This is a genomic window from Parabacteroides caeci, assembly GCF_023656795.1.
In the GTDB taxonomy this organism is placed as follows: Bacteria; Bacteroidota; Bacteroidia; order Bacteroidales; family Tannerellaceae; genus Parabacteroides; species Parabacteroides segnis.
Genome location: NZ_JAMOKT010000103.1, coordinates 1 through 14,186 on the forward strand (window position 1 = coordinate 1; position 14,186 = coordinate 14,186).

At 43.4% G+C, this 14,186-nt stretch carries 17 protein-coding genes and 1 tRNA gene; 10 read left to right on the forward strand and 8 right to left on the reverse strand.

Annotated elements, in window-relative coordinates:
• Positions 1-187 precede the first annotated feature (187 nt).
• The 5 genes from NBH15_RS27805 to NBH15_RS27825 all read right to left on the reverse strand — a co-directional run bounded on the left by NBH15_RS27805 (position 188) and on the right by NBH15_RS27825 (position 3,393).
• On the reverse strand, positions 188-880 hold the full coding sequence (locus NBH15_RS27805; protein WP_128135770.1) for a hypothetical protein: 693 nt from the start codon (positions 878-880) through the stop codon (positions 188-190).
• A gap of 165 nt (positions 881-1,045) precedes the next feature.
• On the reverse strand, positions 1,046-1,549 hold the full coding sequence (locus NBH15_RS29455) for a DUF3868 domain-containing protein (RefSeq protein ID WP_350472307.1): 504 nt from the start codon (positions 1,547-1,549) through the stop codon (positions 1,046-1,048).
• Positions 1,550-1,552: 3 nt separating this feature from the next.
• Positions 1,553-2,143, reverse strand: a complete 591-nt coding sequence (locus NBH15_RS27815) for a DUF3575 domain-containing protein (RefSeq protein ID WP_250824094.1) — start codon at positions 2,141-2,143, stop codon at positions 1,553-1,555.
• Positions 2,144-2,372: 229 nt separating this feature from the next.
• A complete protein-coding gene (locus tag NBH15_RS27820) occupies positions 2,373-2,636 on the reverse strand; it encodes a site-specific integrase (RefSeq protein WP_128135772.1) in 264 nt (87 codons plus the stop codon).
• Between the two features lie 151 nt (positions 2,637-2,787).
• On the reverse strand, positions 2,788-3,393 hold the full coding sequence (locus tag NBH15_RS27825; RefSeq protein ID WP_250824095.1) for a phage integrase SAM-like domain-containing protein: 606 nt from the start codon (positions 3,391-3,393) through the stop codon (positions 2,788-2,790).
• Positions 3,394-3,947: 554 nt separating this feature from the next.
• Here NBH15_RS27825 and NBH15_RS27830 point away from each other — a divergent pair.
• The gene (locus NBH15_RS27830; RefSeq protein WP_250824096.1) at positions 3,948-4,856 is read left to right on the forward strand and encodes a helicase associated domain-containing protein; all 909 of its coding nucleotides are present in this window, start codon (positions 3,948-3,950) and stop codon (positions 4,854-4,856) included.
• Between the two features lie 334 nt (positions 4,857-5,190).
• On the opposite strand, the gene NBH15_RS27835 is transcribed toward NBH15_RS27830, so the two are convergent.
• A tRNA-Gln gene (locus tag NBH15_RS27835) sits at positions 5,191-5,261 on the reverse strand.
• A gap of 224 nt (positions 5,262-5,485) precedes the next feature.
• On the opposite strand from NBH15_RS27835, the gene rsfS reads away from it, so the two are divergent.
• From rsfS to NBH15_RS27850, 3 genes are all read left to right on the forward strand, one after another.
• Positions 5,486-5,845: a ribosome silencing factor gene (gene rsfS, locus NBH15_RS27840; protein ID WP_007658988.1), complete on the forward strand. Its 360-nt coding sequence runs from the start codon at positions 5,486-5,488 to the stop codon at positions 5,843-5,845.
• A 28-nt stretch (positions 5,846-5,873) separates the two neighbouring features.
• Entirely contained in the window at positions 5,874-7,937 is a 2,064-nt protein-coding gene (gene ftsH, locus NBH15_RS27845; protein WP_224265745.1) for an ATP-dependent zinc metalloprotease FtsH, read from the forward strand.
• A 140-nt stretch (positions 7,938-8,077) separates the two neighbouring features.
• Positions 8,078-8,911 (forward strand): phosphatidate cytidylyltransferase, encoded by an 834-nt coding sequence (locus NBH15_RS27850; RefSeq protein WP_250824097.1) that lies wholly within the window; start codon positions 8,078-8,080, stop codon positions 8,909-8,911.
• On the opposite strand, the gene porT is transcribed toward NBH15_RS27850, so the two are convergent.
• A complete protein-coding gene (gene porT, locus NBH15_RS27855; protein WP_007658991.1) occupies positions 8,898-9,599 on the reverse strand; it encodes a type IX secretion/gliding motility protein PorT/SprT in 702 nt (233 codons plus the stop codon). The two genes, NBH15_RS27850 and porT, sit on opposite strands and share 14 nt — an antisense overlap.
• Positions 9,600-9,710: 111 nt before the next feature.
• Here porT and fdxA point away from each other — a divergent pair, with 111 nt between their 5' ends.
• Positions 9,711-9,881: a 4Fe-4S ferredoxin gene (gene fdxA, locus NBH15_RS27860; RefSeq protein ID WP_007658993.1), complete on the forward strand. Its 171-nt coding sequence runs from the start codon at positions 9,711-9,713 to the stop codon at positions 9,879-9,881.
• Positions 9,882-9,985: 104 nt separating this feature from the next.
• Here the strand turns inward: fdxA and NBH15_RS27865 are convergent, their stop codons facing one another.
• Entirely contained in the window at positions 9,986-10,348 is a 363-nt protein-coding gene (locus NBH15_RS27865) for a DUF3276 family protein (protein ID WP_128135014.1), read from the reverse strand.
• Between the two features lie 224 nt (positions 10,349-10,572).
• Here NBH15_RS27865 and nusB point away from each other — a divergent pair, with 224 nt between their 5' ends.
• The 5 genes from nusB to NBH15_RS27890 all read left to right on the forward strand — a co-directional run bounded on the left by nusB (position 10,573) and on the right by NBH15_RS27890 (position 14,011).
• Entirely contained in the window at positions 10,573-11,499 is a 927-nt protein-coding gene (gene nusB, locus NBH15_RS27870) for a transcription antitermination factor NusB (RefSeq protein WP_186959969.1), read from the forward strand.
• Between the two features lie 62 nt (positions 11,500-11,561).
• Positions 11,562-11,873, forward strand: coding sequence for a preprotein translocase subunit YajC (yajC, locus tag NBH15_RS27875; protein ID WP_007658999.1), 312 nt, complete (start codon positions 11,562-11,564; stop codon positions 11,871-11,873).
• Positions 11,874-11,886: 13 nt separating this feature from the next.
• Complete coding sequence (locus NBH15_RS27880; protein WP_007659001.1) at positions 11,887-12,897, forward strand: CdaR family protein; 1,011 nt, start codon at positions 11,887-11,889, stop codon at positions 12,895-12,897.
• Positions 12,890-13,462, forward strand: a complete 573-nt coding sequence (gene coaE / locus NBH15_RS27885; protein ID WP_250824098.1) for a dephospho-CoA kinase — start codon at positions 12,890-12,892, stop codon at positions 13,460-13,462. Before NBH15_RS27880 ends, coaE begins: the two co-directional genes overlap by 8 nt.
• A gap of 99 nt (positions 13,463-13,561) precedes the next feature.
• Positions 13,562-14,011: a DUF5606 family protein gene (locus tag NBH15_RS27890; RefSeq protein ID WP_007659005.1), complete on the forward strand. Its 450-nt coding sequence runs from the start codon at positions 13,562-13,564 to the stop codon at positions 14,009-14,011.
• Positions 14,012-14,186 lie beyond the last annotated feature (175 nt).

The following is a 14,186-nucleotide window of genomic DNA, read 5'->3' on the forward strand; positions in this document are numbered from 1 at the left end:
TGTGTGGTAGGATACCATTAAAGGTAATGAAAATCAGCCACTTGACCTATTTTATTGTACTAAATTTTATCAATTAACTTATTTGTTCTCAACGGATTAGTTATAAATTTAACGAAGTATTATTTCTTCATAATGTTATTATTTAGAATTTATACCGGGCAGTACAACCGACTGCTGTTTTATTGTATCAGTTTCCTTCTCCCAAGACACCCCCGTCTATCCAGTCACCCACATAGGCCAGCGAGACGTTCACATTCCCTTTCTTATCTACCACCAACTGCAAATCAAACTCCTGACAGATATTGCCGCTCAGTTCGATCTGCATCGTATGAAAAAAACGGTACAGGTCTATTTCACGTATCAGCGCTTTATCATCGGCTAACAGGCAGAAGACCGGATGGTCCCCATTATGCAGGCGGAAACCAATGATTTCGCCATTCACCTGGCGGGATATATCCATTTCCACATCTATCGAACGCCTTCCCGGCTGGCATTCCTCCGGCCGGGAAGGAATATGAATCTCCTGTCCGGCCGGACTAACCGATGTATGCTTCGGCAAAAAACGGTAGACCGGGTAATGTCCGGCCAGCGTCATACGCAAATTGTTTGTACTGGCCGGAACACTGGCATCCCACCGGACTGTCACATGTAACCGTAAATAAGCATGCAATAAGTCGATACGTCCCCGGGTAACTCCGGAAGGGGCGACCGAAAAAGAACGGTACCCGTAGAAAAAACAGCCGGTATTGGACGGAGTCCCTGAATACAGTTGAATTTCTTCTAACGTTGTTTTGCCGATTTCAGCAGGGGCCAGTTCGCCGTCGATATTGCAACCGGCAAGCGTGAGGAGGACCGGGAAGAAAAGGTTCAGTAGTCTCATGACTCGCCTCCTTTCTCTTCCAGCCCCGTACAGGGATCGGGCAGGTTTATGTCTTTTGTCAAAAGAGTATCGGACAAAAGGGTTTCCTTACAACAATCCCTTTCCACCTGTTTTAGACAGAGGGAAGCGTGACGCATCCAACCGGCATAAGGGAGGCTTATATTATTAATGTATAGTATAAGTATCTTTTTCCTTTATTCCGATAAGCCGTATATAGGTTTTTTCTTTAAAAGAATGTGGGGCAATCAGTTCTTCGCGCCGGTCGAAACGGGAACGCTGACGGCCGGAAAGGATTACCGGAGGAAGGGAGACATGCTTATTGTCTCTCTGAAAATAGGGGATCAACGTCAAAGAATGGTCCGTTGGGATTTGGATATTCCGGACAATTATGTTCATTCCTATACGGACGCTGTCATCATGGATAACAAGAGTCTCAGGAGTAAAAAGAATGTTCCCGGTCTGGGAAAAGACCGACTGGGAGAAAAGGAAAAGGCAGGCGAGAAGGAGGAAAGATAACACACCCCCTGCCCCCTCTCCAGAGGGGAGGAAGATACTCCGGTCACTAACTACCTGACCAACACCGGATAACAGTGTCCGAAAGTAACCCTTCCCCTCTGGAGAGGGGGTAGGGGGTGTGTCATATCCCCGCGTATAAAACAACTTTTCCATCTCTCAGCGTATCAAATAAATAAATGTCACTCCCAACCGTGTCGGCCCCACAAAATGCCGTTTATACCTCCCTACCAGCTCCGCACATTCCGTACATACATACTTATTGTATTCCTGGTAAGCATACCCTACTCCCAGCGACAACTCCAATCCCCACCGTCCGCCAATAGCAAAGTGATAGCCATATGAAAAACCGCCACCATACAGTTCCCCCCGGTAGGTATAATCCTTCAAACCCGCGATAAACGGTACCTGCCCGATATTGTAATGACCGTAATGTCCATGCACGCCGAAGAAGTGCCCCTCAAAACTTTTGCAGGGCCAGTAACGAAGTTCAGGCTGCACCAGATAATGCCGCAGGGTCATCCCTTCAGGAAAGAATGTCCAGGAGTTGTAACTGCCTGACACGTTCAAAGTCAGCCTTTTAGACAACATAAATTCAACTTCCGCATTCGGCGTCGAAGTCAGCCACCACGACACATTCGTCCCTATCCCTATCTGTTGACCGTACGAACCGTATGGCAACAATAGCAGCAACAAGACTAAAAACATGACCCGTAACTGGAATTTTCTTCTTTTTTCCGATCTTTTCATTCTCATTTCCCCATACAGGATGTCGGATTCCTTGCAAGAATCGGACATCTCCTTCCGAAGAAAGAGTATTCGCTGAATTACAGCATTTTAGAGAAGAACTATTTGTGAGGATAGACCGGTTGGAGAACCGTTTTTATTCCGATTAGGTTATAATGTTTTTTATTTTTTTACATTTTCCTTGTTTATTGTAGAATAACATGTACATTTGCAGGCAGATACCCCGTGTTTTTCATGGGTTATTCTTAACAGAACATTGAGATGTCCGATTCTTGCAAGGAATCAGACATTTTTTATTTTTGCCCTTTCCTTTCTTTGAATTATACCGGATCAATACATTCAGCATCTCTTCATTCGTCTCGTCGATCACATGCGAGGGCATTCCTTTCATATAGATACGTGTCACCCTTTCCGAACTGTGGCCCAACGCCTGGCTGATGATGGCCGTTGCCGTTCCGCTGGATTCCACCAGCGTCGCCCAGGTATAGCGCGCCACATAAGTGGTCAGGGGGAAAGGAAAATCCAGCGCTTTCCCTATTTCTTCCAGCTAACGGTTGACCCGTTTCAGGGCGCTTTGTTCCGCCACTTCCTTTTCTTTATGGTACCGGTTACGGTGCAGGAAGGGGAAAAGGTACGGGCTGTCTTCCTCATCGTAACGGCCGATCAGCTCGCGCAGTTCGGGGATGATCTTTACACGCAGGCATAGCAGTCTTACTGCGGCTGTAATTGATATACCCGCCGTACAGGTCACTTTTCTTTAATTTGAAAAGATCGACGAAGCACATTCCACGGGCATAGAAAAGGAACATAAAGACATCGCGGGCACGGGCTTTCTCGCCCGTCAGCTTCGCATCGCGCAGGCGGCAGACCTCTATCTCCGACAGGGCACGCTTCAATGTCGACGGTACTGCGATGTTGATACTTTTGAAGGGATATTCTTCCGCCTCTTCCACCCGGGACTGTTTGACGGCTTTATTATAGACAGCACGCAGGATGCGGTAATAGCAGTCGGCGCTGCTGGCGGACAGCTTGTCCGTATCCTGCATATATACGACATAATCAGAAACCCACTGTCCGATCACCTCTTTCAGAGGAAAACAGCCGGATTCCTCACCGACAAACCGGCGGACCGACTGCCGGGCATTCCGGTAGTTGGCGGCGGTAAAATGGTTCTCGTTCTCATCCAAATGTGCGATCTGCTGTCGGAAAAAGTCATCCAGCAGCAACGTTTCTTTCTTTTTTCTCGCTTTCATTTCTGTTGTTTTTTTAGTGATTATACTCTCCAAATGTCAGAATTTTCGATTCTTTACTAACCACAAATAGGAGTTTTGGTTGCTTAGAAGTAAAATAAGGGAAATTTCGGGAGGTTTTCAAAGGCAATGCCGAAAATCAACCGGATGTTTTTTCGATTCTTCCGTATGTTCGAGGGAAAACATACGGAAGTTTTGTGCAAACTGTGCGGATGAATTTATGAAATCATACGGATGATTTTTTTAACAATCTCCCTAAAAGGATGAAAAGTAGAAATCAGACTAAAAATAAGAACTAAAAGAAAGCCTTTTTGATGCTGGTTGACAAAATATAATGCGAATCAAAATAACATCATAACGGATAAAATACAAGCGCTTTGTATTCATTTATCTTCACGAGATTCTGGTATTTTGAAAACAGAAGTGAATATTCCTGTAAAAAAGCATAGAAAACAGGGATAAAATAACATTCTGTCAAAATGATATTATTAAAAATCAAATATTTGAATATCTTTGAGCATACATAACAGACAAAGAAGATCCAGAGTAGTAAGTATATGAATAAAAGAAAGAAAAAAAGAAACGGCAACTTGCGTGCTATTATTGTCTTTTACGATAAACATAACAAATGGCCTGTGCCTACGGCGAAAGAGGTAAAGGAACGCAGTTTGGGCCTATGGATTAGCAGATGCAGGTACCTCAGAAACCATTCTCCGGAAAAACTTACTGGAAAACAGATTGAATTAATCGACAGAATCGACGCAGACAAGATCCGGAAAAATACGGAACGGTGGCAGGATAATTATAATAACCTGAAAATCTTCTGGGAAAAAGAACAACGCTGGCCTTCCAGCAGTGCTTCGGACCCGTTAGAGATCAAGTTGTCCAATTGGTGTGCGGCTCAAAAAATTACCCGGAAAAACACACCTAAGACCAAACAGAATAAAGAACGCATCAAATTGCTGGATGACATTGGATTCAACTGGTATGCATACAACAAAAGGAGAAGCTGGAAGGAATCGTTCAATCTGGTCAGGGATTACTATAACAACACCGGCCGTTGGCCTACCCACACCAGAGACCAGGAGGAATCGCGACTGGCTAAATGGTGCAGCAAAATGAGAGCTTACAAAAACGGCAGCGATACAACCGTCACGCTAACCCCCAGGCAGATCAAAAAGTTGACCGACCTGGGTTTTGACTGGTCCGACAGCCAGTCTAGCAACGGGCGTTCGCCGGAACGGCTCGAAAGGATATGGATCGAAAGGTACCATGAATTCAGCGAATTCATAACAAACGAAAAACGATACCCTCGCTCAAGGACTGGGAACGAGAGCGAAAAAGAAGAATCCCTTTACTCCTGGTGGATGCGAATGGGCTATCTGAGAAGAAGAGGTAAACTCAGTAGCGAACGCATCCAACTACTGGATCGCATCGGCTTCAGATGGGGAAAAGAAAATGAATAAAGGAGAAATAAAAAGAGGCTGTGTCGTAATTAAGATTTACGGTACAGCCTCTTTAACTTTCATTCTTTGTTTAGTTCCTCCGCCAGTACAACTACTGTTGAATAAACTTCTTCAAAGAATTCCGATGCTGAAAACCACCCATCTTCAATGAGTTCTTTTACATAATTAACAAAGGGATCAATAGTATTAACTATACAAGTCATTCAATTAAAAGCAAATACCAATCCCCAACAGACGCTGAATAACAATTAGAACAAAATATCCCCTATCTCGTACCCCGCAAACGAAAAATCCCTTGCAAGCCATAACTTACAAGGGATAATTTTTAAAATTGTTGTTCTACCAGGGCTCGAACCTGGAATTTCAGGACCAGAATCTGACGTGTTACCATTACACCATAGAACAGTTTTTGTTGTCTCGAGTAGTATGTTTCTCGATTACGGGTGCAAAGATACGGACATTTTTTATTCTTGCAAATATTTCGAGAAAAAATTTCATCAAAATAAACATTTTTCTTTTTCTCCTGTTTTGAATTTACAGGGTTTATACATATATTAAATAGAGAAAGCATGCAGATAATAAATTAAGAAGTATATTTGCAACTTCGAAAATTATTCAATAAAAAATAAATGGATCAAACAAAAGAATTAGTAAACACAATTGTTGAAGGCCTACAAGAGAAAAAAGGCAAAAATATTGTAACCGTAGATTTAACCCAACTATCCGGAGCCGTATGCCAATATATGGTCATATGCGAAGGGAACACTCCTACTCAGGTATCAGCACTTTCCGATTCCGTGTGGGATTTCGCGCGCAAAAAAGCGGGCGAGAAACCTTTGTCTATCGATGGCAACCAGAGTGCCCAATGGATAGGGATGGATTATGGCACGGTTCTTGTACACATATTCTTGCCGGAGCAACGCGAGTTTTATAATCTGGAGACCCTGTGGTCTGACTCTAAAGTCACCCAGATCCCGAATCTCGATTAAGCCGGATTAATATTATCGAATTCAAAGTATGGAAAATAAAAACGACATGTTTAATAAAGTGCCGAAGAACAATAAGCCTAAAATGTTCAAGTTTAACCTGTATTGGATGTACGGGCTAATTTTTATGATGCTTATTGCTCTGTATCTGACGAACGATTCCTCGGCATCGAAAGAATTGGGATGGACCGAATTCCAGAAACTGGCCCAGGATAATGTCTTTGACAAAATGGCTGTCTACAACAAGAAAAATCTGGTGGAGGCCACTGTCAAGAGCGGTAAGAAAGCATTAGTCTTTAAAAGTGACAGCACGACTTTGGGCACAAACCCAAAAGTATATGTCAAAATACCGTCAGCAGACAAATTTTCCGATTTTTACGACAAAGCGGTGACAGAGAATCATATTGATACTCAAGTACGATATGAAGAAGGCGATGATGCCATATGGAATTTTCTGGTTTCCTTCGGGCCGATCATCCTGATCATTGTTGTATGGATCTTCCTGATGAGAAGAATGTCAGGCGGTGCAGGCGGTGGTCCCGGCGGGGTATTCAGTGTCGGCAAGGCAAAAGCACAACTCTTTGATAAAGATAACGACCGGAAAGTGACATTTAAAGATGTGGCAGGTTTGTCAGAAGCCAAGCAAGAGGTGGAAGAAATCGTCGCATTCCTCAAAAATCCGGAAAAATATACCGAATTGGGTGGTAAAATACCTAAGGGCGCTTTATTGGTCGGTCCTCCGGGAACAGGTAAGACATTGCTTGCTAAGGCGGTAGCCGGTGAAGCGGATGTTCCTTTCTTCTCACTGTCAGGTTCCGATTTTGTCGAAATGTTTGTCGGTGTAGGTGCGTCACGTGTCCGTGATCTGTTCCGCCAGGCCAAAGAGAAGTCTCCATGTATCGTGTTCATCGATGAGATAGATGCCGTAGGTCGTGCCCGTGGTAAAAATGCAAACATGAACAGTAACGACGAACGCGAAAATACGTTGAACCAGTTGCTGACAGAGATGGACGGTTTCGGCTCAAACAGCGGTGTGATCATCCTGGCAGCTACCAACCGTGCTGATATTCTGGATAAGGCGCTGCTCCGCGCAGGACGTTTTGACCGTCAGATCAGCGTGGAACTGCCGGACTTAAACGAACGTAAAGAGATATTCGGCGTACATCTGCGTCCGATCAAGATAGATGAAAGTGTTGATGCAGAGTTCATGGCTCGCCAGACTCCGGGATTCTCTGGAGCCGATATCGCCAATGTTTGTAATGAAGCAGCATTGATAGCTGCCCGTGGCGGTAAAAAGTTCGTTCAGAAAGATGATTTCATGAACGCGGTCGACCGTATTGTCGGTGGTTTGGAAAAACGGACTATGATAACAACCGCGGACGAACGTAAGAGCATTGCTTACCACGAAGCAGGCCATGCCACATTAAGCTGGTTCCTTGAACATGCCAACCCGTTGGTAAAGGTGACTATCGTACCGAGAGGTAAAGCATTGGGAGCAGCCTGGTATATGCCGGAAGAACGCCAGATCACCACCCGCGAACAAATGCTCGACGAGATGTGCGCAACGCTGGGCGGACGTGCAGCAGATGAATTTTTCCTCGGTAAAATAACGACCGGAGCATCCAATGACCTGGAACGGGTAACCAAGCAGGCTTATGCCATGGTTGTCTACTTCGGTATGAGTGAAAAACTTCCTAACCTGAATTATTACGATTCGAGCGGTCAGGACTGGGGATTCACCAAGCCGTATAGCGAGGAGACTTCCCGCATGATCGACCAGGAAGTACAAAGGATCATTACCGAACAATACGAACGCGCTAAAAAAATCCTGTCCGACCACGCAGAAGGACATAACAAACTGGCGCAAGTCTTGCTCGAACGCGAAGTGATCTATACGGAAGATGTTGAGCATATCTTCGGCAAACGGGCCTGGATCTCACGCTCACAGGAAATTCTGGATTTGCAGGAAAAGGCAAACAACGACAAGCAAGTTGCCGCCGAAGAAACAAAAACGGATGAAACAACTCCCCAATCAAGCGACTACAAAGTTCGGGCTGTACCGGCAGGTACCAATGAGACTGACAATCTTGCCTGACAAACATATGTGGGATAAATAAAAAGAGACCGGACAGTTCTTTCGTAAAGATACTGTCCGGTCTCTCTGTTTATATTCAGATTTATTCTTTATCTTTGCACGAAAAATAAATCAACAAACGAACAAAACAACATACGGTTTTGAAAAATCTGATAAAACGGGCACTTACCGGTATAATCTTCGTTGCAGTGCTGGTTGGAGCAATTTGCTACCACCCGATCTCTTTTCTTGTTCTTTTCAGTCTGATCACCGGATTGACATTATGGGAGTTTTATGGTTTGGTAAAGCATTATGAGGATGCCTCCATAAAACGGGTTGTCTCTTCGCTGGGAGGCGTTTATTTATTTGCCGCCACCTTCGCTTACACAAATCAACTGACAGACGACATCGTTTTCCTGCCTTATCTCCTATTCCTTATATATACATTAGTTGCCGAGTTATATTATAAAGCACCGAACCCGATCAACAACTGGGCATTCACTCTTTTCGCACAGGTGTATTGTGCCGGGACATTTTCGATGCTGAACTTTATCGCAGCCATACCTGACACCCCGGGTAAAGTAGTTTATTCCCCGTTATTCGTTATGGCGATCTTCATTTTCATCTGGCTGAACGATACCGGCGCTTATCTGGTCGGTTCCATGATCGGAAAAAGAAAGCTGTTTGAACGTATCTCGCCTAAAAAATCGTGGGAAGGTTTCTTCGGAGGTTTAGCCGTAGTCCTGGGCGCTTCGCAGGCTCTGGCATGGTATGCACCGGAAGTAAGCTGGTATAACTGGCTGGGATTGTCGGCTACCGTTGTCTTATTCGGAACCTGGGGTGATCTGATCGAATCGTTGCTGAAACGTACATTTGGAGTAAAAGATTCCGGCAATGTGCTGCCCGGCCATGGAGGAATGCTTGACCGGTTCGACAGCTTGATGCTGGCAGCTCCTGCCGCCTACATTTATATAGAACTGTTTATTCGAAATTAAACGTCAGCGAAACCATACGGGAGGTAGCTTTCGACAATGCATTCGGATATTTGATCAGGTCCTTATCGGTCAGGTCGCTACGATCTTTCTGTAACAGGTCGACCAGTCCGAAACTGAACTTCAACTCCGGACAGAGTTTAAAGAACGGCAGATAAATATCACATCCTATACCGAACTCCAGACCGAAGTCTGCCGCCTTCAATAAAACGGGCATCCCTTTCTTACGTCCAAGGTCCATCGCTCCGTATACGCCACCGATCAGATAAGGACGGTAGTTATTCAGGCGGAGGGCCGAAAATTTCACGCTCAAAGGAAAACTCAGAATAGTGGAACGGACGGAAGTTGTGAACTCCTCACCCGTGGCCTGTTCCCGGAAGACAAACTTCTTATCCCCGAAATGGACTGTAGGTATGAAACGTAGGTTAAAATAAGGATTCAAATACATATCACCGATCACACCGACACTAAAACCGGGCGAATAAGTCGGGATTTCGGCAAACCATGTTTCACCGTCAGTCGTAACACCTGTATTTGTCAACAACAAATCCTGCGCATGCAATCCGACATGGAATCCCAGATGAAACCATTTCAAATCGGCATACGGCTGATTCTTCACCTTCTCTTTCTGCGCCATCACACCCGGGACGGCAAGGCTGCATATCAATAATAGAAATAATAGACGTCTCAACTCTCAATCAATTTTGAATTATAACGAAAAAGATTAGAACTTATTGCAGAAATACAAATAAAACTCTATTTTTGCACCAACTAATAGTTATCAATTTAAACGTTTAAGAAAATGGCTTATTTAATTAGTGAAGATTGTATTGCTTGCGGTACTTGTATTGACGAGTGTCCGGTAGGAGCTATCTCAGAAGGTGATATCTATCATATCGACCCTGAAATGTGTACTGATTGTGGTACTTGCGCTGACGCATGTCCTACTGAAGCAATTCATCCGGTTGCATAAACCGCAGTAAAAATAGGCAACCTTTACAACAGGATACCTATAAAAAGATAACGAGCTGTTTCTTCTTTATAAAGAAAAACAGCTCGTTATTATTTTCCCCCCTTTTAAAAATCGATGTCCAGCTTTATCTCGTCTGAACCATCGTCTGTCTTTATCCCAGCATCCGGGGCTTGTGCTTGTAGATCTTCTGAGTTACGCTGCTTGATGTAATTAATCACATCATTCATTCCCTCCATAAACTTGTCAAAATCTTCCTTATAAAGGAAAATCTTATGCTTCTCAAAAGAGATCTGCGTTCCGTTTTTAGGCTGCACCTTTTTACTTTCGGTCACCGCCAGGAACAAATCGTCCTTCAAGTTCTTCTTTACGTCCAGATAATAGATCCTCTTACCTGCTTTTATGGCCTTAGAGTACAGAATCTCTTTATCGCCACCTTCAACCTGTATTTTCTTCACCGACTCATCCATATAGCCAACATTTGTTAAACACCCACCCAATATTCATAACTTGCTTCAAATATGTGCATTTTTTTTTAAACAACAACTATTTTAACGCATCAAAATATCTCATTTTACGTTTGAAAGTGTAAAATAACGCCTAACACCTATAAAATTAAATAAACCGGGGCCCTTTTATCAAAAGAATGACTACCTTTGCAACCTAATTTATAATAAAGTAGTTCCTTCAAACGATGATCAACAGAATTTTAATCCGCATTAAAGTTTTACAGATAGTTTATTCATTCTATCAAAACGGAAACAATGACCTCAAAGTAGCGGAAAATGAATTGCTTTTCAGCTTACGGAAGTCGTACGACTTATATCACTACTTCCTCCTTCTAATTATCGAAGTCACCAACTTACAGCAACGGACACTTGACGCCAAAAAAAGCAAGTACATGCCGACCCATGCCGAGTTGAACCCCAACACCCGTCTGGTTAACAATCGTTTCACCGCCCAGGTTGCCGAAAACGAAGCACTCCAGAAATATGTGGCGGAACAGGGATTATCGTGGGTAAACGATGAAGAGTTCATCAAGAATGTGCTGGATCTGATCCTGGCTTCCGACCTGTACAACGAGTATCTGGATAATGAGAACGACTCTTACGAGACTGACAAAGAATTCTGGCGTGCCGTATTCAAAAAGTTAATCTGTGGTAACGAAATGATCGAAGAGTACCTGGAGGACAAAAGCATTTATTGGAACGACGACATCGAAATCGTTGAAACATTCACGCTGAAGACAATCAAACAGTTCGAAGAAAAAAACAAAGGAAAACAGAAATTGCTTCCTATGTTCAAGGATCTGGAAGACCAGTCTTTCGCTATCAAACTGTTCCGTCAGTCATTACTGAAAGGTGCCGAATATCGGGAGCGTATCAACAAACATATGAAGAACTGGGAAACAGAACGTATCGCCAATATGGACCTGATCATCATGCAGGTTGCACTGGCTGAAATCATGACATTCCCTTCTATTCCCATCAATGTCACTTTCAACGAATACATCGACACGGCTAAATATTACAGCACACCCAAAAGCGGCGTGTTCATCAATGGAATCCTGGATTCTATTGTATCCGAGTTAAAAAAAGAAAAGGTATTGCTTAAAGATTAATTATTATACTTACATTTGTAGCTAGTCAATAGGTACAAATTTATAAATGAATATAGTTAGTTATGAGCTTAGTTAGTATTTTACTTCAGGCTGCCGGAGGCCAGTCACAGTGGTCAGGCATCCTTATGATGGTGGTTATCGTTGCGATCTTCTATTTCTTCATGATCCGTCCGCAACAGAAAAAGCAGAAAGAGATACAGAAATCTCGTGAAGCATTGAAAACGGGTGACAAAGTGATCACAGCCGGAGGTATCTACGGAAAGATCAAAGAGATCGGAGATACTTATATGCTGATAGAAATTTCAGACGGAGTACGCATCCGTGTAGATAAAACTTCTATCTTTGCTTCTTCAGAAGACGCACAGCAAAAATAAGAAATAACAAAATATGCCGCAGCTTGATATTAATCAATCATTCAAGTCTGCCCGGATGAAGATTAATGCTTTTCTGCGTCGTCAGAGATGGAAGGAAGCATTAATCTTTTTCTTTTTCGTACTACTGTCATTAGGTTTCTGGTTATTGCAAAGCCTTCAGCAGGAATATGAAATAGAAATCAGCATCCCGGTCAGATACAAGAATATTCCACCGGATATCTCTTTTACCGAAACTCCCCCTCAGGAGATCATTGCCAAGGTAAAGGATAAAGGAAGCGTTCTGCTGAATTATTCCTTCGGGAGATCGTTTGCCCCGATCGAAACGAATATGAAAAATCAGGCTGAGAAAAGCGGATCATTATCTATTACCAAAAAAACGATCCAAAGCGACATACAGAAACAGTTGCTTGCCACGACCTCGCTGGTCGGTTTCGAGCCCCAGTCTATTGAAGCGGCATACAGTAAACGGATAAAGAAAGATATTCCGGTCGTATTCGACGGAACTATCCAGACAAATCCCGGCTTCCATGTGTCGGGTAACATCCTGATCTCGCCATCGACAGTCAGTGTATATGCCAGCGACATCGTACTGGATACGCTAAACCAGGCAAAAACCGTCTTCACCGAAATAAAGAAAGGGACGAAAACGATTACACGGACCGTACAACTGCAAAAGATCAGTGAAGCGACGTATGATCCGACAAGCGTTACCATAACGATCCCTATTGAAGAGTTTACAGAAAAGACATTGGAGATACCTGTCATCTGTACAGGCCTTCCTCCGCATTATACATTGCGTACTTTTCCTTCCATAGCAAAGGTAACATGCAGCGTTCCGTTATCCCGTTTCAAGGACTTGTCGGAAGATGCATTTGAAATAAAGTTTTCTTTCAAAGATCTGGAACAAAACGTCTCCGGCACCTTACCTATCCAACTGACAAAGAAACCGGATTGGGTTAGTTCGGCTACGCTTGTCCCGGACAAAATTGAATTTATCCTGGAACAGAACAATCTGCATGATTAAAATAGGAATAACCGGCGGGATCGGAAGCGGCAAATCGGTTGTCGCTTCGTTATTGAATTTATACGGAGTACCGGTCTATGTCGCCGATACGGAAAGTAAACTGCTGACCGACACGTCTCCTGTCATTAAAGAAAAACTCACCGCATTATTGGGAGAAGACCTCTACACGGAAAAAAGGTTGAACAAGAAGCTGCTCGCATCACATATATTCGGTAATCCGGAATATCTCCGGCAGGTAAATGCGATCATACACCCCGAAGTGAACCGTCATTTTTCAGCATGGACAAAAAGTCAGGCATCCGATATATGTGCCATCGAATCGGCTATACTCTTCGAATCGGGTTTCAACGAAGTGGTAGACAAGAGCCTGATGGTATATGCGCCCATGCAGCTCCGTATCGAACGGGCGGTAGCGAGAGATAATACTCCGCGGGAAGAAATCGTACGCCGCATCAACAACCAGTTGCCGGACGAGGTAAAAAGAGACCGGTCCGATTATGTTATCTACAACGACGATAAGCAGGCATTACTTCCTCAGGTTGAGAAATTTCTGGCGTCTTTATGAAACAGATTTGTAAAATAAGTCTCCCAAACTTCGGTAAAATCGTATAGTTATACTACATTTGCAGCTTTAAAGTTTAACACTATTAGAAAACGAAGTATTATGTTGAAGACTATTTTGTCTATTTCGGGAAAACCGGGATTATTTAAATTGGTTTCCCACGGAAAGAACATGCTGATTGTCGAATCGCTGACAGATAAGAAAAGAGTACCTGCGTACGCAAAAGATAAAGTAATCTCGCTGGGTGATATTGCTATCTATACAACCGAGACAGAAGTTCCTTTGCACGAAGTACTTACCAGCGTAAAAAATAAAGAAAACGGAGCCAAAGTCACAGTACCTTCCGACACAAAAGAATTGCGTACTTATTTTGCTGAAGTTTTACCTGATTTTGACCGCGAAAGAGTATATCCCAGCGATATCAAAAAATTATTGACATGGTATAACATCCTGATCGGAGCCGAAATTACAGATTTCACTCCGGAAGAAGAACCTGCCACTGAAGAAGCCGAAGCTAAAGAAGATACAAACGCAGAAGCAAAAGCTGAATAGGAAACAATCAGTCATAAAAAAACCGGTGCACCCTTATTGGATGCACCGGTTTTTGTCTTTTTGTAAATAAGGTTGACTCTTTAAAGAATCAACAATGAAAAAGAAGAATTATTATCAAGAGAGAGAGCATCATCTGATGTGTCATGAGATTTATCGCCTTCGTGTAGTAGAAGGC